This window comes from Amycolatopsis sp. NPDC051045 (assembly GCF_040682955.1).
Classification (GTDB): Bacteria; Actinomycetota; Actinomycetes; order Mycobacteriales; family Pseudonocardiaceae; genus Amycolatopsis.
Genome location: NZ_JBFBCC010000022.1, coordinates 64,976 through 83,641 on the forward strand (window position 1 = coordinate 64,976; position 18,666 = coordinate 83,641).

The window sequence follows — 18,666 nt, forward strand, 5'->3', positions numbered from 1 at the left end:
GGACCCACGATGTTTGTGAAACGCCGGATCACCGTTCTCGCCGCCATGGCGGCCGTTGTCCCGCTCGCGCTGGCCGCGTGCAGCGGGGGGAACGAAACCCCCGCGCAGCCGAGTGGCCCGGTCACCCTGACCTGGTGGCACAACGGCACCACCGACCCGATCAAGTCGATCTGGGAGAAGGTCGTCACCGACTACCACCAGGCGCACCCCGACGTCACGATCAAGGCCCAGCCGCTGCAGAACGAGGACTTCAGCACCAAGGTGCCTCTCGGCCTGCAGTCGGCCGAGCCCCCGGACATCTACCAGTCCTGGGGCGCCGGTGACCTGGCTTCGCAGCTGACCTCGGGCAAGGTCGCCGACATCACCGACGCCACGAAGCCGTGGATCACCCAGACCACCGGCAAGTTCGGCGAGAACTGGCAGGTCGACGGCAAGCAGTACGGCGTGCCGTTCGAGCAGCACTTCGTCGGCTTCTGGTACCGCAAGGACCTGTTCCAGCAGGCGGGGATCACCACGCCGCCGAAGACCATGGACGAGCTGAACGCCGCCGTCACGCAGCTGAAGGCCAAGGGCATCGCGCCGGTCTCCGTCGGGGGCAAGGACCGCTGGCCGGATGCCTTCTACTACAACTACTTCGCCGTCCGCGAATGCTCCATCGACGTGCTCAAGCAGTCGGTGAAGGCGGTCAAGCTCGAAGACCCGTGCTGGACGAAGGCCGGGCAGGACCTCAAGAACTTCCTGGCCACGCAGCCGTTCCAGACCGGGTTCGCGGGCACCCCGGCCCAGCAGGGCGCGGGCAGTTCGGCCGGCCTGGTGGCCAACGGCAAGGCGGCGATGGAACTGCAGGGCGACTGGGAGCCCGGAACGATGTCGTCGCTGACCGAGGACAAGCAGCTGGACTCCAAGGTCGGCTGGTTCCCGTTCCCGTCCGTCGCGGGTGGTCAGGGTGACCCGAACGCGGTGCTCGGCGGCGGCGACGGCTTCGCCTGCACCACCCGCGCGTCGAAGGCGTGCGCGGACTTCCTGCAGTACCTGGGCAGCGAGCCGGTGCAGACACAGCTCGCCGCGCAGGGCGCCGGCCTGCCCGTGAACACCGTCGCCGCGAAGGCGCTGAAGACCGACACGCTGAAGGCCGTCTACGACTACGGCACGAAGGCGCCCTACCTGCAGATGTACTTCGACCGGGCGTTCCCGACGGCGGTCGGCGCCGCGCTGAACGACGCGGTGGCCAACATGTTCGCCGGCCAGGGCACCCCCGAAGGCATCGTGGCCGCCGTCAACCAGGCCGCGGCGGGCAACAAGTGACCACGGCGACGACCCCGGTGCGGACGGCGACGCGGCCGTCCGCACCGGCGGTCACCGCCCGGAAGCACCGGCCCGGCCTGCGCAAGCGGCTCGAGCTGACACTGCTGCTCGGGCCCGCCCTGCTGCTGTTCACCGGGTTCGTCCTGGTGCCGATCGGGATCGCCGCGTTCTACAGCCTGTTCAAGTGGAACGGCTTCGGCCCGCTGGACGACTTCATCGGCTTCGACAACTACGCCGATGCCTTCGGCGGCACGGTGTTCCAGAGCGCCATCGTCCACAACCTGATCATCGCCGGGCTGTCGATCGTGGTGCAGCTGCCGCTGTCGATCGGGCTGGCGCTGCTGCTCAACCGGAAGCTGCGGGGGCGCGCGGTGCTGCGCGCCCTGGTGTTCGCCCCGTACGTCCTCTCCGAGGCGATCACCGCGGTCATCTGGGCGCTGATGCTGCAGCCGAACGGCTTCGCCGACCAGGTGCTCAAGAGCGCCGGGCTCGGCGGGCTGATCCACAACTGGCTGGCCGACCCGGGCATCGTGCTCTACACGCTGTTCGCGGTGATCACCTGGAAGTACGTCGGCTTCGGCATCATCCTGCTGCTCGCCGGCCTGCAGGGCGTGCCTGCCGAACTGCGCGAAGCCGCGGCGCTCGATGGTGCTTCGGCGTGGCAGACCACCCGGCACGTCGTGTTGCCGCTGCTTGGGCCGACCATCCGGATCTGGATCTTCCTGTCGGTGATCGGCTCGCTCCAGCTGTTCGACGTCGTCTGGATCATGACGCTGGGCGGCCCGGCGAACGCGTCGACGACGATGGCGACCTACCTGATCGACCACGGCTTCAAGCGCTACGAGTTCGGGTTCGGCTCCGCGGTGGCGGTGATCCTGTTCGTCATCTGCTTCGTGTTCGCCCTGCTGTACCAGCGGTTCGCGCTCCGCCGTGACACCCAGGGCGCCCTGACGAGGATGGTGGGCTGATGCGCTCCGGCAAGTTCGGCCTGTCGATGGGCTACCTCGCGGCGATCGTGGTGGTCGGCGTGACCGTCGTGCCGCTGCTGTTCGTGGCGCTGGGCGGGTTCCGCACCAACGCGCAGATCAACACCGACCCGGCCGGGCTGCCGGGGCCGTGGGTGTTCGACAACTACGCCTCGGTGCTCGGTTCGAGCGCGTTCTGGACGTTCCTCGGCAACAGCGCGCTGATCGCGGTGATCGCCACCGCACTGGCCGTCGGGCTCGGCTCGATGGCCGGGTATGCGCTTTCGCGCTACCAGTTCAAGGGCCGGGAGGCGTTCTACACGCTGTTCACGCTCGGCCTGCTCTTCCCGATCGGCGTCGCGACGCTGCCGCTGTACCTGTGGCTGCGCCAGCTCGGCCTGCTCGAAAGCTTCTGGGGCGTGGCGATCCCGGAGGCGGCGTTCTCGCTGCCGGTGACGATCGTGATCCTCCGGCCGTTCATGCACGCGATCCCCGGCGAAATCGAGGACGCGGCCGTGCTCGACGGCGCCACCAGGATCGGCTTCTTCTGGCGGATCCTGCTGCCGCTCTCGACGCCGGCGCTCACCACGGTCGCCGTGCTCGCCTTCGTCACCAGCTGGAACACCTACCTCCTGCCCCTGCTGGTGTTCAACGACTCCGGGCACTTCACGCTCCCGCTCGGCGTCGCGATGTTCCAGTCCGCGTTCTCCCAGGACACCGCCCGGGTGCTGGCGTTCACCGCGTTGTCGGCGATCCCCGCGCTCGCGTTCTTCGTGCTCGCCGAACGGCGCATCGTCGGCGGGCTGACCGGATCCGTGAAGGGCTGATTCAGGAGGTCTGCCGTGCAGTCCGAGGTCCACCGTCGTGCCTTCCTGCAGTTGCTCGCCCTGGCCGGGGCGGGTTCCATGGCCCTCCCGGGCCTTGCCGAAGCCGGGACCGGCTTCCCGTTGGTGTCGCGGGGGAAGGCCGCGACGATCGTGGTCGGCTCGGGCGACCTGCCCGGCGTGCGGCGGGTCGTGGGCGACCTGGCCGCCGACGTCGAACGCGTCACGGGCGTGCGGCCCGCGGTGTCGTTCGACGTCGTCCCCGCCCACGGGCCGGTGGTGCTGGTCGGCACCCTGGGCCACAGCCCGCTGGTCGACGAGCTGGTCGCGGCCGGGAAGCTCGACGTCACCGGGATCGCCGGGAAGTGGGAGACGTCGCTGAGCCAGGTCGTCGACGGACGCCTGGTGCTCACCGGCAGTGACCAGCGTGGCGTGATCTACGGCGTCTACGAGGTCTCGCGGCGCATCGGCGTTTCGCCCTGGTACTGGTGGGCGGACGTGCCGCCGCGGCGCAGCGCCGAGCTGCACCTGCCAGGGGAGCGGTTCAGCCTGGGTACCCCGCACGTGAAGTACCGCGGGTTCTTCATCAACGACGAAAATCCGGCGCTCGGCACCTGGGCCCCGGCCTACTTCGGGCCGGGAAAGGCGCCCGGTTTTCCCAACGGCTTCAACCACCTGTTCTTCGCCAAGGTCTTCGAAACCATGCTGCGGCTGCGGGCCAACTACCTGTGGCCGGCGGTGTGGGGCCGCGCGTTCGCCGAGGACGACCCGCTCAACCACGCCACGGCCAAGGAATACGGCATCGTCATGGGCACCTCGCACGAGGCGCCGATGATGCGCGGGATCGAGGAGTGGAACCGGCACGCGGTGCCCGCGGTCCGCGACGCGGCCGGGAACATCACCACGCCGGGGCACGACCCGTACGGCGGCACGGGGGAGTGGAGCTTCCGCCGCAACGGCGAGGCGATCAAGGCCTACTGGACCGACGGGATCCGCCGGATGGTCCGCGAGGACTTCGAGGGCGTCGTCACGCTCGGCATGCGCGGCAACGGCGACGTCGGCCTGCCCGACGGCGACGGCATCGAGCTGATGCGCGAGATCATCGCCACCGAACGGGAGATCCTCGCCCGCGAAACCGGCCGGGACCTCACCACGGTGCCGCAGGTCTGGACGCTGTACAAGGAAGTGCAGCGGTACTGGGCGAAAGGCCTGCGCCCGCCGGACGACGTCATCGTGGTGTTCACCGACGACAACTGGGGCAACATCCGGAAGGTGCCCGACCGGTCGCTGCCGCCGCACCCCGGCGGGTACGGGCTCTACTACCACTTCGACTACGTCGGCGGCGGCCGCAACTACAAGTGGGTCGACACCGCCCTGCTCGCGAACACCTGGGAGCAGCTGCACCAGGCCACCGCCTACGGCAACGACCGCCTGTGGGTGGCCAACGTCGGGGACATGAAGGGCAACGAGCTGCCGCTGCAGTTCTTCCTGGACTACGCCTGGGATCCCGCGGCCCTGCCGGTCGAGCGGCTGTCCACGTGGGAGCGTCAGTTCGCGGAGACGAACTTCGGCGCGGCGACCGCGTCGGCGATCGCGGGCGTCCTGCACGACTACGGGCGGCTGCAGTCCCGCCGCAAGCCGGAGCTGCTCAACCGGCGGATCACCGTCGACCCGGCGAAGGACCCGGCCACCGCCGCGGCGATCTCGTACGACGACCAGATGACGCCGTTCAGCCTGGTCAACTACCGCGAGCTGGACACGGTCACGCAGGAGTGGCAGGACCTGGCGGCACGGGCTTCGAAAATCGCGGCGCGGATCCCGGCCGCGTACCGGGACGCCTTCTACGAACTCGTGCTCTACGAGGTCCAGGCCTCGGCGAACCTGTACGCGCTGCGGCGCGCCGAGTTCACCAACCTGCTGTACGCGGCCCAGGGCCGGGCCGCGGCGAACGGCCTCGCCGCCGTCACGGAAGCCCGGTTCGCCGACGACCTGGCGTTGGCGGAGAAGTACAACACCGGCATCGCGGGCGGGAAGTGGAAGGGGTTCCAGACCCAGCCGCACATCGACTACGGCGACGTCGCCCGGTACGGCCCGAACGCGCCCTGGCAGCAGCCGGAGAAGGACAACGTCGCGCTGCCGGACGTCATCTTCCCCGCGGTGAAACGCCTCGAGCTGCCGTCCGCGGCCGAACTGGGGGTCGCCGTCGACGGGTCGGAGCAGTGGTGGCCGGCGGCGCCGGGGCGCCCGGCGCTGCCGGAGTTCAGCCCTTACCAGAGTGCGCCGCCGCAGTACATCGACGTCTTCAACCGCGGCCGGACGCCGTTCCGCTGCCATGTTTCCGCCGGTGCGCCGTGGGTGCTGGTCGAGCCGCGCGGCGGCCGGGTCACCGAGGAGCTGCGGATGACCGTGCGGATCGACTGGGCCCGGGCCCCGAAGGGCACCACGACGGTGCCGATCACGGTGGCGGGCGCGGATCGTTCGGTGGTGGTGGACGCCGTCGTGCGCAACCCCGAGCTGCCGCGGTCGTGGCGGCGCGGGTTCGTCGAGGCCGGCGGGTACGTGTCGATGGAGGCCGAGCACTGCACCGCCGACGTCGGCACGGCGGAGGTCGCGTGGCGGCGGATCCCGGACATCGGGCGGACCGGGGCGGGGATGACGCCGTTCCCGGTGACCGCGGCGAGCCGGGCGCCGGGCGCGGGACCGCAGCTGGAGTACCGGATGACGCTGTTCACGACCGGGCCGGTGACGGTGTGGGCGTACCTGTCCCCGCGCAGCAACGTGCTCGCGGGCGACGGGCTGCGGTACGCGGTCTCGTTCGACGACGCGGACCCGCAGGTCGTGAACATCACCAAGGCGACGGGTGCGGACGACACGTCCATGAACCGCCAGTGGGAGCGGACCACGTCGGACAACGTGAACCTGACCTCGACGCGGCACGTGATCGACGCGCCGGGCCCGCACGTGCTGAAGTTCTGGATGGTCGACCCGGCGGTGATCGTGCAGAAGCTGGTGGTCGACACCGGCGGCTTGCGGGCGAGTTATCTGGGCCCGCCGGAGAGCATGCGATGGCCGTGGTGAGGGAGGGACCGGCGGGCCGGCGGCCGCGCGTGGCGGCCGGTGTGTCCGACGTCGGGCGCCTTGTGGCTGGGCGGCTTGCGGCTGGGCGGCCTGCGGTCGGGCGGCTTCCGGCCGCGCGACTTGCGGCTGGGCGCCCTGCGGCCGGCCCGCGACTTCAGTGGGCTGCGGCCGATCCGGTCGCGCCGGTGGGCGAGCTCCGGCCGTCTGCCGCAGGGCGCGCCCGCCGGCCGGCGCCGCGGCCGCCGGCCGTTGGTTCGCCCCGGTCGGGTGCCGGGTCAGCTCGCTCCGCGGGTGAGCACCCGGTAGCCCTGGTGGGCCGGGGCCGCCGTGCTGTGGCGGACGACCAGGCTCGTCGCCAGCTCCAGCCGGTGGCTCTCCGGAACCACTCCGCGGGCCAGGGAGATCGCCAGCCGCGCGCCAGCTGCCGCCATCTCCTGCAGGGGCTGGCGGACCGTCGTCAGCTCCGGGGTCAGCCAGCGGGCGATCGGCAGGTCGTCGAAGCCCACCACGCTCAGGTCGTCCGGGATCCGCAGCCCCGCGTCGCGCGCCGCCTCGTAAACGCCGAGTGCCTGCAGGTCGCTGCCGGCGAACACCGCCGTCGGGCGGTCGGGGAGGGTGAGCAGTGAAGCCAGTTCGCGGTACCCGGCCCGGACGTGGAAGTCGCCGCGGCGCACCAGCGCCGGGTCGAACGCCAGCCCGGCCGTCTCCAGTGCCGTGCGGTAGCCGTCGATCCGGGCCCGGCTGCACAGCACTCCTTCCGGTCCGCCGATCACCGCGATCCGGCGGTGGCCCAGCTCCACGAGGTGCCGGGTGGCGGTCAGCCCGCCCTGCCAGTTCGTGGCCCCGATCGAGGGCGTCTCCGGACCGGGCGCGCCGGCCGGGTCGACCACGACCAGCGGGATGTCACGGGCGCGGAGCTTCGCCAGCTGCCCGCCGGTGAAGTCGGAGCACACCGAAACGATGCCGACCGGCCGCCGGGCGAGCACGCTCTCCAGCCAGCTCTGCCCGGGGGTGTGCCGGCCGGAAGATTCGGCCAGCACGACCGCCATCCCGTTTTCGCGGGCGACGTACTCGACCCCGCGGATGATTTCCAGCGCCCACGTGCTTTCGAGTTCGTGGAACATCAATTCCAGCAACCGGGAACGGCGTGAACGTTCGTCGGAGCGGCGCCGGTAACCGTATTTCCCGATGACCGCTTCGACGCGGGCGCGGGTGGTTTCGGCGACGTCGGGGCGGCCGTTCAGGACTTTCGAAACTGTCGGGACGGAGACACCGGTCTCGGCGGCGATCCGGGCGATGGTCACCCGGGACTCGGACGGCTCGAGATCGTCAGACTTCGTTGTCATGAAGGAGATTCTAGGTCATCGAAACCCGATTTGAAACGGTTGGAAACTTTCGGAGCACCATTGTCTCACGGAGGATGAAGATGTCGGGAAGAATCCCTAAGAAACGCGTCCTGATGGCGGTTGCGGCCCTCATGGGTATTGCTGTGTGGCAGGCGCCCGCGGCTTCGGCGACGGTGCCGCTGCAATACACCACGAATCGTTACGTCGGCAGTGCGGTGGCCGCGGCGTACCTGGCTTCGGAAACCGATTACCGGGCGGTGCTCACGCGGGAATTCGACAACGTGACGCCCGAGAACGAGATGAAGTGGGGCACGGTCGAGGCCGTCCGGGGCCAGTACGACTGGTCGGGCGCGGACGCGATCGTCCGGTACGCGCAAACGCACCACAAGACCGTCCGCGGCCACACCCTGGTCTGGCACTCCCAGCTCCCGGACTGGGTCGCGGCGCTGCCCGCCGACGAGCTCCGGCGGGTCCTGCGCGACCACATCACGACGGAGGTGAAGCGGTACAAGGAGAAGATCCGCGCCTGGGACGTCGTCAACGAGCTCTTCAACGAGGACGGCACCCGGCGCGACACGGTCTTCCGGCAAAAGCTCGGGGACGGCTTCGTCGCCGACGTCTTCCGCTGGGCCCACGCGGCCGACCCCGCGGCGAAGCTGTACATCAACGACTACAACATCGAAGGGGTCAACGCGAAGAGCGACGCGGTGTACGACCTGGTGAAGACGCTGCGGCGCCAAGGTGTGCCGATCAGCGGCGTCGGCATCCAGGGGCACCTGTCGATCCAGTACGGCTTCCCGGGTCAGTACCGCGAGAACCTGGCCCGCTTCGCCAAGCTCGGCGTGGAGACCGCGATCACCGAGGCGGACGTCCGGATCCCGACCCCGCCGGACGCGGCCAAGCTCGCCACCCAGGCCGACTACTTCGGACAGCTGTGGGACGGCTGCCACGCCGTCCGCAAGTGCGTCGAGTTCACGACCTGGGGCTTCACGGACCGGCACTCGTGGGTCCCGGACGTCTTCCCGGGCGAAGGGGCGGCCTGCCTCTTCGACGAAAACCTGCGCCCGAAGCCGGCCTACTTCCGGCTCAACCCCTGACCGGACCGGGACGCAGACCGCGCGCGGCGAGCGCGGCGAGGATGCGGGGGACCGCATCGAGGGTGGCCGGGCGGCCTTCGTGCATCAGCACGATGCCGCCCGGCTGCGCCCGGCCGGCCGCGGCGACGATCTCGTCCGCGGAGCAGCCCGCCCAGTCGCGGGTGTCGACGCTCCACAGCACTTCGGTGAGCCCCTGGCCGGCCAGCGTTTCCGCCACCGCCGAGTCCGTGTCGCCGTAAGGCGGCCGGAAGAGGACCGGGCGGATCCCGGTCAACCGGGTCAGGAGGTCCTGCGTGCGCCGGACCTCCTGCTCGCGGGCGGCCGCGGGCAGGGTGGGCAGCCGCGGGTGCGTCCACGTGTGGTTGCCGATGGTGTGCCCGGCCGCGGCGATCGCCCGGACCAGGTCCGGGTGCGCCGCGGCGTGCTCGCCCCACAGGAAGAACGTCGCGCGCGTGCCGCCGAGCGCGGCCAGCAGCGCCGGGGTCGTCTCGGGGTACGGGCCGTCGTCGAAGGTCAGCGCGACCGTGTCCATCGTTCCAAGATCACCGGGCCGGATCGCGGCGGCAAGGACTTTCGCCCGGGTTTCGCCGGCGGCCCGGGCAGGCAGCGGGGTCAGCGGGCCAGCGCCGCCAGCCGCTTCGCCGTCGGCCAGCGCACGTTCCACGCCCAGCCCAGCTTTTCGAACACCCAGATCACCCGGGCGGAGATGTCGAGCTGGCCGCGCTGCGCGCCGTGGCGGGCCGACGTCGGGTCCGCGTGGTGGGTGTTGTGCCAGGACTCGCCCATCGACAGGATGGCCAGCGGCCAGAAGTTGGCCGAGCGGTCGCGGCTGGCGAACGGGCGTTCGCCGATCATGTGGCAGACCGAGTTCACCGACCACGTCACGTGGTGCTGGAAGGAGATCCGGGCCAGGCCCGCCCACAGGAACGCGGTCAGCGCGCCCCACCACGACAGCGTGATCAGCCCGCCGAGCAGCGGCGGGAGCAGCAGGCTGACCAGCACCCACAGCGGGAAGAGCCGGTCGACGACGCGCAGGTCGCGGTCGGCCGCCAGATCCGGGGCGAACCGCTCGACGTTGGTTTTGTCGCGGCCGAAGAGCCAGCCCATGTGGGCGTGCCAGAAGCCGCGGGCCAGTGCGACCGGGGAGGTGCCGAACAGCCACGGCGAGTGCGGGTCGCCGTCCCGGTCGGAAAAGGCGTGGTGGCGGCGGTGGTCGGCGACCCAGCCGATCACCGGGCCCTGCGCCGCGAGGCCGCCGGCGACGGCGAGCGCGATCCGCAAGGCCCGCTTCGCGCGGAACGAGCCGTGGGTGAAGTAGCGGTGGTAGCCGACGGTCACCCCAAGCGTCGACACCACGAAGAACGCGCCGCCGATCGTGAGGTCGAGCCAGCTGACGCCCCAGCCCCAGAACACCGGGATGGCGGCGCCGAGGGCGAGGAACGGGACGAGCAGGAAGGCGCGGATGGTGATCAGCTCGGGCAGCGTCTGCCGGCCGGAGAGCACCGGCTTCGGCGCCGGACGCGCGAGTTTGACCGGGGTGGAGGTGGTCATGCACTCTCGTTTCGAAGTCTTCGCCGCGCCGGGCCGAGCCGCGCGGGACGCCGGGGAAGGGGAACACCCGGCGGTCAGTGGTCTGCGGGTGGCCCGGGCGCGTCACCGCTCCTGCCGGTGATCTGCCTCTGGGGCCACGGGGCGAGAGTGAGGCCGGCGGGACGCCGGTATACGAGGTGCTCTCGACTTCTCTCAGGATACCTGATCGGGGTGAACCCGCCGTGTGACCGAACGAGTAAGGCCCCCGCCCCCGGTGGGGGACGAGGGCCTTAGGGTGCCTCGTGGCTCAGATGACGCTCACGCGCTGGGCCTGGGGGCCCTTCTGGCCCTGGCCGATTTCGAACTCCACCCGCTGGCCCTCGTCGAGAGACTTGAAGCCGTTGCCCTGGATTTCGGAGTAGTGGACGAACACGTCCGGTCCCCCGCCGTCCTGAGCGATGAAGCCGAAGCCCTTTTCACCGTTGAACCACTTGACACTACCCTGAGCCATACCAATACCTACTCTTTGTTAGTGAGCCTGGACGCCCCGTTCGGACCTCCGGTCTCGCTCCCCATTGTTCCATATCCTCCGCGGTCTGCACATCGGTGGTCACACTCCCCAGTCGGGACGCAGCGGCATGCCCATCCCACCCTCGCTGTCGGTCCGCACGCCGAGGATGTGGTGCAGTTCGATCTCGCGCCGTTCGAAGGCCAGCCGGCAGGCGGCGAGGTACAGCGCCCACACCCGGCTGCGCCCGGCCCCGGCCTCGGCGACCGCCTCGTCCCAGTGCTCGTCGAGGTTGCGGCACCACCCGGCCAGCGTCGTCGCGTAGTGCTCGCGCAGGTTCTCCGAGTGCCGCACCTCCAGCCCGGCGTCGTGCATGGCCGTGACGAGCTCGCCGGGCGCCTCCAGTTCGCCGTCCGGGAAGACGTAGCGGTCGATGAAGCCCCGCGACCGGTGGGCGACGCTGGTGTCCGGGTTGGTGATGCAGTGGTTGAGCAGGCGCCCGTGCGGCTTGAGCTTGCCGGCCAGGAACCGGAAGTAGCCGGGCACGTTGCGCGCCCCGATGTGCTCGGTCAGGCCGATCGACGAGATCGCGTCGAACCCGGTCTCGGTGACGTCCCGGTAGTCGAGGTGGCGGATCTCGGCGCGGTCCGCGAGCCCCAGCGCGACGATGTTCTTCTGCGCCCACTGGGCCTGTTCACGCGAAAGGGTGACGCCGATGGCCTCGACGCCGTAGTGCCGGACGGCGTGCGCGACCATGCCGCCCCAGCCGCAGCCGACGTCGAGCAGCCGCATCCCCGGCTTGAGGCCGAGCTTCCGGCAGACCAGGTCGAACTTGTTCGCCTGCGCCTCCTCCAGCGAGGCACCCTCGTGCGGGAACACCGCGCAGGTGTAGGCCATCGACGGGCCGAGGACCAGCTCGTAGAACCGGTTGGACACGTCGTAGTGGCTGGCGATGGCCTCGCTGTCGCGCTGCTTCGAGTGCCGCAGCGCGGTCATCCCGCGCCGGAACCGGCTCGGGTGCTCCTCGGCCGGCGGCTTGACCGGCCGCAGGTGACGCGGGCCGAGCTTGCGCAGCAGCCACAGCCGGTCGGCCGGGGTGAGCTGGTCGACCTGCGTCGAGAGGGCGCGCAGCGCGGTGTAGAGGTCCCCGGTGACGTCCAGCGCGCCGGCGACGTACGCGCGGGCGAGGCCGAGGTCGCCGGGGGAGGACATCAGGTAGTCCAGCGCCAGCGGCGAGCGCACCTCGATGGCCACCGGCGCGTCGGCCGGCCCGCTGCGGCTGCCGTCGTAGGCGGTGATCGACACCTCGGCGCGGGGGCCGAGCAGCCGCTCGAAGACGGCGCCGACCGGGATGCTTTCCTGGTTCACGTTCGTTCCTTTCACCGTCGGCGGACGCATTTTTCGTAGAGGCCGAGCAGTCGCTCGCCCGGGTCGTAGGCCCGCTTGAGCTCCCGGTAGGCGTCGCCGTTGTAGAGCCGCCAGAACTCGTCCTCGGTGTAGAAGCTGTCCGAGTAGAGCGACTTGTGCCCGCCGAGCCGGGTGACCTCGGCTTCCACCATCCGGTTGTGCACGCCGTCGCGCTCACCCGGGTCCAGCGGCACGGAAGACCAGAAGCCGAAGTTGACGTAGAGCTCGGCCGGGTCCAGCTCGTAGAGCGGCCAGCGCACGTCACCCGGCCGCTGCCGCAGCGGGCAGATCCACACCGGGCTGATCGGGATCTCCCGCTCGAAGAACTCGAGGAATTCCGCTGCGCGGGCGAGCGGGACCTCGATGTCCTGCACGATCGTCTCCTCGGGCGGCAGGCGCCGCAGCCGCAGGAGCCGCTCGGCGATCCGGAACCGGCGGTCCAGCGCGACGGCCTTCCAGTACACCGAGGACCGCAGGAACCGGCGGCCGAGCAGCAGCCGGGGCAGCCGGTGCTGGACCCCGAACGCGCGGGAGCACCAGAACCAGTCGGTGTCCCAGCGCCAGAGGTAGTCGCGGACGGTCAGGTGGTCGGTCGCGCGCTGCCGGATGGAGCGGTAGTAGATGTCCAGCCAGGTGTAGTCGCTCGTCGCGGGCGCGGTGTCGGTGAACGTCCCGAGCGTCAGGTACAGCTCGTCCGGGCCGAACACCGTACCGTCGACGAAATCGACGTGCTCGCCGTCGTGTTCGCTCTTCGCGCAGATCTCGCCCAGCGCCGCGAAGTACTCCTCGCGGTCGTGGTGGCGGACGTGGCGCAGCTTCACGAACGGCTTCACCGGCTCCAGGAGGATCCGCAGCCGCAGCGCGTAGCCGAGGGTGCCGTAGGAGTTGGGGAAGCCGTGGAACAGGGCGCGGTGCTCGTTGTCCGGCGTGGCGACGACGATCCGGCCGTCGCCGGTGAGCACCTCGAGCTCCCGCACCGATTCGTGCGGCATGCCGTTGCGGAACGACGAGGACTCGATGCCGAGGCCGGTCACCGCGCCGCCGAGGGTGATCGTCTTCAGCTGCGGCACGACCAGCGGCATCAGGCCGTGCGGCAGGGTGGCGTCGACGAGCTGCTCGTAGGTGACCATGCCTTCGACGTCGGCGGTGTGCGTGTCCGGGTCGACCCGCAGGACGTGGGTGAACCCGGAAACGTCCAAGCCGGGGTGCTTCGCCGCGGTGCGGGAGCGGAAGAGGTTCGACGTCCGCTTCGCCAGCCGGACGGTGGTTTCGCCGCCGATCGCCGTGAGCTGCCGTCTCAGGGCGTCGACGCGGGCTTCGTGCTCGGGGAAAGCCGGGCCCGAACGGGCTTCCGGCACCCCGGCCTGATCGATGGTCACGCATCTGATCCTGCCTCACCGGAGGCCCCGATGGCTCACCGAACGTCGTGAATGCCTCAATCCCGTCGATCGACGGCGGCACCGGGGGCGGAGTTCCGGCCCGTTCGCCCCGCCCGCCCCGGTGCGTGCTGCTCCGGACGAGTGATTCGGGAGGTGGGTTCCGTCCCGCCGCACGGGCACGACGGTGCCGGGGCTCTCGGGTCAGGCGACCGCGCGGAGCGGGGCTTGCTCGTCCAGGAGCGATTCGGCGTCGGCGAGGAAGGCGTCGATCTGCCGCAGCCGGTCGGCGGTGCGCCGCTCGATCGACGCCAGCCGGTCGGCGCGGCGCCGGGCATCGTCGACGATCCGGTAGGCGTGCGCGCGGGCGTCGGCGGTGCGCCGGTCCGCGGCCGCCTCGGCTTCCCGGACGATCGCGGCGGCGCGCTCCCGGGCCGTCGCGACGATCCCGTCCGCTTCGGCGTGCGCCAGCCCGAGCAGGTGCCGGACCCGGTCGCTCACCGCGGCCGGGTCGGCCGGGGTGTGGCACAGCCGGTCGATGCGGGCGCTCAGCTCGGCGTGTTCGGCGCGGGCCCGTTCCAGCCGCCGCGCCAGGTTCTCGGCCTCGGTGACGGCCGCGTCACGGTCGGCCGTCAGCAGGCGGATTTCGGCGAGGAGCTCGTCGATCCGCTCGTCGACCTGTTCGCGGTCGTAGCCGCGCCACGTCAGCGCGAAGCTCTCGGGCAGGGGCAGCGGCGCCGTCATCGGGCCACGGCCGGCCGGCGCAGCAGCGCGGCGAGCGCGTCGGCGTCGTCCGCGGCCCGGAGTTTTACGGGATCGGGCCGTCCGACGGTGTGGTCGTCTTCGTGCAGGGCGGTGACGAACCGCGCGACCCGGTGCGGCGCCGGGGCGACGGTGGGGCCGCCCAGGTAGCGCAGGACGATGAGGTCCTCGCCGGAGTGCGTCTCGATCGCCGCCGCCCAGCCGCGTTCCTCGTCCCACAGCAGGGCCACGTCGCGGTCGGGGTAGTGCGGCAGCCGGGTGTCGAGGGCGACGTAGGCCGAAACCGGGCTGTCGTGGTCGAGGGTGCACGACTCGAGGCCGACGCCCAGCTCGGCGGTGACGTCGCGGAGGTAGCCGAGCAGCGCGGGGACGGCGGGGTGCTGGTAACCGGTCGGGAGTTCGATCGATGCGGTCACGGTGCAGCGAGGCCTTTCTCGGACGAGGTGGTCAGGCGCGTCCGTTCTAACATGTCATCGAAACGATGACAAGCGGGATGTCGCCGGATTGACGACAGCCCATGCCCAGTTTGCCGGGATTGAGCAGCGTGGCGCCGGGGTACCCGATCGGGGGACCGCGGAGGATCCCGCGGCGGGACGGGGAAGCGAGGCGGCGTTGAGCATTCTGATCGACTTCGAGCGCGACACGGAGTTCTCGTTCGAGCGGCGGTTGCGGGGGTACCTGGCCGCGGTGGCCCGGGCGGTGGGGGTGGGACTGGAGTCCTGCACGCTCGACGCGGGAACGCCCGCGGCGGCCTACATCGCCCTGGACTGGCGCTTGTCCCGGTTCCCCGGTCACGACCTGGCCCTGGTCTGGGACGAAACCCACGGCTGGGCGGCCGCGATCGAAGACGCCACCGGCGAGGCGGCGACCGTCCTGGCCTACCTCGGCGGCGAGGTCTTCCCGGAACCGCGCGCGGTGGTCCGCTTCCTGGCCGCGGTGCGCGCGGACGACCCGGACGCGGGCACGCTGGAGGCCCCGGTCCTGCGCGAGGCGGGGGACCACGACCAGCTGCTGGCCATGGTCCCGGAGGTGGCGCCCGCCGGCCGCGGGTGAAAGCCTGCGGCACACTGGGGCCATGGGGCAGCTGACGGCGGAAGCCGTGGTCGACCGGATCGTGCCGCGGACGCCGCGTCCCTCCCCGGACGGCCGGTGGGTGGTGTTCGCCAGTGCCCCGATGGGGAAGCAATCGGACAGCGGTCTGTGGCTCGTCCCCGCCGACGGCGCAGAGCCGGCCCGCGAACTCGCGCCGGCCGCGGCGGAGGACCGTGAGCCACGCTGGTCGCCGGATTCCCGGTGGGTCTACTTCCTTTCCGGCCGCGGTGGGCGCGGAACCGCGCAGTTGTACCGGGTGGGCCGCGAGGGCGGTGCGCCGGAGCAGCTGACGGACCGGCGCACCGGGGTTCGGAACCACGTGCCGATGCCGGACGGCGGTGGGGTGGTGCTCATCGCGCCGGACGAGACGGAGTGGTCGGCGGATCCCCGGGTCCGGGTGGTCCGGCTGGCTGGTGGGCCTGCGGCCCGGCTGGCTGGTGGGTATGCGGCCCGGCTGGCTGGTGGGCCTGCGGTGGTCCGGCTGGCTGGTGGGCCTGCGGCCCGGCCGGCTGGTGGGCCTGCGGCGGTCCGGCCGGTGGAGGCGGTGGCCGATCGGTTCGCCGCCACCGCGGACCCGGCGGGCGAAGCCGGCCTCGGCTCCCCCGGTCGACCCACCTGGGACACCGTCGCGCGCCCCGATCGGCTCTGGTTGCTCGACCCGGCCGGCCGCGCCGTCCACCCCCTCGGCGACTTCGGCCGAAGGCACGTCGTGGAGGTCGCGCCCCGGCCGGACGGCACCGCCCTCGCCGTCCTCACCTGGTCCGTGGCCGATCGGGAGCCCGGCCTGTTCGAACCCGGCCTCCACCTCCTCGACCTCGCCACCGGCGCCCTGCGCGACCTCGGCGCTCCGGCGCTGGAGGCGTCGTCGCTCACCTGGTGGCGCGGCGAAACCGGCTTTCACCTGGGCTACCTCGGCCTCACCCCGCCGGGGCTGGTCGGCGGCCGGGCCGTGTTCGAGGTCACCGGCCGTGGGGAGCACCGGAACCTCACCTCCGGGATGGACGTCTGCCCGATCGAACTGGCCGGTACCGGCGGTGGGCCGCCGCTGGCGTTGTTCGCCGAAGGGCTGGACACCACCGTCCGGCGGCTCGAGCCCGCCACAGCAACCTTCGCCGAACTGACCCACGCCCCCGGCAGCCTGCAGTTCCTGGCCGTGGGCGGCGAGAGAGTCGCCGTCGTCGCGAGCACCGCGGCCGAGCCCGGCGCCGTCCACGCCGGACCGCCGGAAGGCCCGCTCACCCGGCTCGGCGAACCGCCGCTGCCCGGAATCCGCTGGGGCCGCCAGGAACGCCTCTCCTACCACGCCGAAGACGGCCTGGAGCTTGACGGCCTCCTGATCCTCCCACCCGGCCGGACCCGCGAAGACGGCCCCTTCCCGCTGGTCACGGCGGTCCACGGCGGCCCGCACGACCGCTACGCCGACGGGTTCAACCTGAACTGGGCCCTCTCGGGCCAGTGGCTGGCGACCGCCGGGTTCGCGGTGTTCCTGCCGAACCCACGGGGCGGCCTCGGCCACGGGCACGCTTTCGCCGCGAGCGTCGCGGGGGCCGTCGGCGGCGCGGAGTTCACCGACCTCCTCGCCGGGATCGACCTGCTCGTCGAGGCGGGGGTCGCCGAAGAAGGCCGGCTCGGGATCGGTGGCTGGAGCCACGGCGGGTTCATGGCGGCGTGGGCGGTCTCGCAGACCGATCGCTTCGCCGCGGCGCTCGTCGGCGCGGGCGTCATCGACTGGCCCCTGCTCGCGGCCACCGGCGAGCACACCCGGTTCGAAGCGGCCCTCGGCGGCCGGGAGAACAGCCCGATCGCGCACGCGGACCGCATCCGGACCCCCGTGCTCATCCTGCACGGCGAGGACGACACGAACGTCCCGCTCTCGCAGGGCGAACTCCTGCACCGCGCCCTCCGGGACCGGGAGCACGAGTACGTCGTCTACCGGGGGGAGAACCACTCGATCCGCGACCGCGGCCACCAGCTCGACGTCCTGCACCGCACGCGGGAGTGGTTCACCCGGTGGCTCACACCCGTTCCCCGGCTCGAACGCCGCGGTCTCGTGTGAACGGCCGGCGCGCCGGGTAACTTCCCTGGATGACCAGAACCCGGGTGTACCGCGACGGCGTGCTGCAGAAGGAAGACTTCCCCGTCGAGGACGTGTCCGAGTTCCTGGCCGAACCGGGGACCGCGGTGTGGGTGGACCTCTGCGCGCCGACCGAAGCGGATCTGGCCGAGCTCGCCGGCGAACTCGGGTTGCACCGGCTCGCCGTGGAGGACGCGGTCTCCGAACACCAGCGGCCCAAGCTCGACCGCTACGACGGCCACGCCTTCCTGGCCGCCTACGCCGTCCGGTTCGACGCGCGGACCGGCCGCGTCACCACCGCCGAGCTGGGCGCCTTCGTCACCCCACGGGCGCTGGTGACCGTCCGCAAGGACGACGGCTTCGACATCGAGCCGGTCCTGCGCCGGTGGGACCAAGCGACGGAGCTGGCGAAGTCCGGCGTGCCGTTCCTGCTGCACGGCTTGCTCGACCACGTCGTCGACGGGCACTTCGAAGCCGTGCAGGCGCTCGACGACGAGGTCGAAGCCCTGGAGGACCTGGTCTTCGACGACCGCCCGGACTCCTCGGAGCTGCAGCGCCGGTCGTTCCGGCTGCGCAAGAGCCTGACCGCGCTGCGCCGCGTGGTGCTGCCGATGCGCGAGGTGATCAGCGCCCTGATGCGGCCGGACCTGCAGCTGGCCGACGAGCTGACCCGACCGTACTTCGAGGACGTCCACGACCACGCCCGCCAGGCCGCGGAGCAGACCGAGGCGCTGCGGGAGCTGATCGCCACCGTCCGGGAGACCCAGCTGAACCTGCAGGGCAACCGGCTGAACCTGATCATGAAGAAGGTCACCGGCTGGGCCGCGGTGATCGCGGTGCCCACCGCGGTGACGGGGTTCTACGGCCAGAACGTGCCGTACCCCGGCAACGGCGCGCCGAGCGGGTTCTGGTCCTCCACGGTCGCCGTGCTCGTGCTTTCGGTGGGGTTGTACGCGTTGTTCAAACGCAAGGACTGGCTCTGAGCCGTTCCACAGTGGAACATCCGCAATGGAGTGTCCACATCGGACACCATCCGGGCGCGCCGAAGCGCGGCGACGGCGCCGGAGCGCATACCGCCGAACCCCTGAGCGGCGTTCAGCCGAACGGGTCAATGCGGCCGGATGGCCTGGGAGGCAAGGGAAGGCTTTCGAGCACCGCCTGGGAGCGCGCGTGGACACGGGCGCGGCTGGTTGCTCAACCGTTGCCGCTCAGCTTAGTGCAGCTGCACTATGCTGAGCCATCCGGTGTGCACACGGCGGCACGGCGCCGGGACGGGCGACGAACGAAGGAACGGGTGTCGGA

At 71.4% G+C, this 18,666-nt stretch carries 16 protein-coding genes; 8 read left to right on the plus strand and 8 right to left on the minus strand.

Features of this window, described 5'->3' with window-relative positions:
- The first annotated feature begins 9 nt into the window (after window positions 1-9).
- Genes AB0M80_RS36000 through AB0M80_RS36015 form a run of 4 tightly spaced genes read left to right on the plus strand, consistent with a single transcriptional unit; the run spans window position 10 to window position 6,172 of the window.
- Window positions 10-1,305, plus strand: a complete 1,296-nt coding sequence (locus AB0M80_RS36000; protein ID WP_364573883.1) for an extracellular solute-binding protein — start codon at window positions 10-12, stop codon at window positions 1,303-1,305.
- Window positions 1,302-2,273: a sugar ABC transporter permease gene (locus AB0M80_RS36005; protein ID WP_364573885.1), complete on the plus strand. Its 972-nt coding sequence runs from the start codon at window positions 1,302-1,304 to the stop codon at window positions 2,271-2,273. The genes AB0M80_RS36000 and AB0M80_RS36005 overlap by 4 nt, the downstream gene beginning before the upstream one ends.
- On the plus strand, window positions 2,273-3,097 hold the full coding sequence (locus AB0M80_RS36010) for a carbohydrate ABC transporter permease (protein ID WP_364573887.1): 825 nt from the start codon (window positions 2,273-2,275) through the stop codon (window positions 3,095-3,097). The genes AB0M80_RS36005 and AB0M80_RS36010 overlap by 1 nt, the downstream gene beginning before the upstream one ends.
- A gap of 15 nt (window positions 3,098-3,112) precedes the next feature.
- Entirely contained in the window at window positions 3,113-6,172 is a 3,060-nt protein-coding gene (locus tag AB0M80_RS36015) for a glycosyl hydrolase 115 family protein (RefSeq protein WP_364573888.1), read from the plus strand.
- A 275-nt stretch (window positions 6,173-6,447) separates the two neighbouring features.
- Here AB0M80_RS36015 and AB0M80_RS36020 read toward each other — a convergent pair whose 3' ends face one another.
- Complete coding sequence (locus tag AB0M80_RS36020; protein ID WP_364573889.1) at window positions 6,448-7,518, minus strand: LacI family DNA-binding transcriptional regulator; 1,071 nt, start codon at window positions 7,516-7,518, stop codon at window positions 6,448-6,450.
- Between the two features lie 113 nt (window positions 7,519-7,631).
- Between AB0M80_RS36020 and AB0M80_RS36025 the strand changes: the two genes are divergently transcribed.
- Window positions 7,632-8,615: an endo-1,4-beta-xylanase gene (locus AB0M80_RS36025; RefSeq protein WP_364573890.1), complete on the plus strand. Its 984-nt coding sequence runs from the start codon at window positions 7,632-7,634 to the stop codon at window positions 8,613-8,615.
- Here the strand turns inward: AB0M80_RS36025 and AB0M80_RS36030 are convergent.
- The 7 genes from AB0M80_RS36030 to AB0M80_RS36060 all read right to left on the minus strand — a co-directional run bounded on the left by AB0M80_RS36030 (window position 8,605) and on the right by AB0M80_RS36060 (window position 14,614).
- Entirely contained in the window at window positions 8,605-9,279 is a 675-nt protein-coding gene (locus AB0M80_RS36030) for a polysaccharide deacetylase family protein (RefSeq protein ID WP_364573892.1), read from the minus strand. The two genes, AB0M80_RS36025 and AB0M80_RS36030, sit on opposite strands and share 11 nt — an antisense overlap.
- Complete coding sequence (locus AB0M80_RS36035) at window positions 9,228-10,166, minus strand: acyl-CoA desaturase (RefSeq protein WP_364573894.1); 939 nt, start codon at window positions 10,164-10,166, stop codon at window positions 9,228-9,230. Before AB0M80_RS36035 ends, AB0M80_RS36030 begins: the two co-directional genes overlap by 52 nt.
- 286 nt (window positions 10,167-10,452) lie before the next feature.
- Complete coding sequence (locus tag AB0M80_RS36040) at window positions 10,453-10,656, minus strand: cold-shock protein (protein WP_072479091.1); 204 nt, start codon at window positions 10,654-10,656, stop codon at window positions 10,453-10,455.
- A gap of 99 nt (window positions 10,657-10,755) precedes the next feature.
- Window positions 10,756-12,021, minus strand: coding sequence for a class I SAM-dependent methyltransferase (locus tag AB0M80_RS36045; RefSeq protein ID WP_364573897.1), 1,266 nt, complete (start codon window positions 12,019-12,021; stop codon window positions 10,756-10,758).
- Window positions 12,022-12,032: 11 nt separating this feature from the next.
- Window positions 12,033-13,439: an FAD-binding oxidoreductase gene (locus AB0M80_RS36050; RefSeq protein ID WP_364573899.1), complete on the minus strand. Its 1,407-nt coding sequence runs from the start codon at window positions 13,437-13,439 to the stop codon at window positions 12,033-12,035.
- Between the two features lie 201 nt (window positions 13,440-13,640).
- Window positions 13,641-14,180: a hypothetical protein gene (locus AB0M80_RS36055; protein WP_364573901.1), complete on the minus strand. Its 540-nt coding sequence runs from the start codon at window positions 14,178-14,180 to the stop codon at window positions 13,641-13,643.
- Entirely contained in the window at window positions 14,177-14,614 is a 438-nt protein-coding gene (locus AB0M80_RS36060; RefSeq protein ID WP_364573903.1) for a DUF6292 family protein, read from the minus strand. The genes AB0M80_RS36055 and AB0M80_RS36060 overlap by 4 nt, the downstream gene beginning before the upstream one ends.
- A gap of 196 nt (window positions 14,615-14,810) precedes the next feature.
- On the opposite strand from AB0M80_RS36060, the gene AB0M80_RS36065 reads away from it, so the two are divergent.
- From AB0M80_RS36065 to AB0M80_RS36075, 3 genes are read left to right on the plus strand one after another with little or no spacing between them, the layout of a single operon-like run.
- A complete protein-coding gene (locus AB0M80_RS36065; protein WP_364573905.1) occupies window positions 14,811-15,251 on the plus strand; it encodes a DUF6292 family protein in 441 nt (146 codons plus the stop codon).
- 22 nt (window positions 15,252-15,273) lie between these two features.
- Window positions 15,274-17,346 (plus strand): prolyl oligopeptidase family serine peptidase, encoded by a 2,073-nt coding sequence (locus AB0M80_RS36070; protein WP_364573907.1) that lies wholly within the window; start codon window positions 15,274-15,276, stop codon window positions 17,344-17,346.
- A 29-nt stretch (window positions 17,347-17,375) separates the two neighbouring features.
- Window positions 17,376-18,347 (plus strand): magnesium transporter CorA family protein, encoded by a 972-nt coding sequence (locus AB0M80_RS36075; protein ID WP_364573909.1) that lies wholly within the window; start codon window positions 17,376-17,378, stop codon window positions 18,345-18,347.
- The last annotated feature ends 319 nt before the right edge of the window (window positions 18,348-18,666 follow it).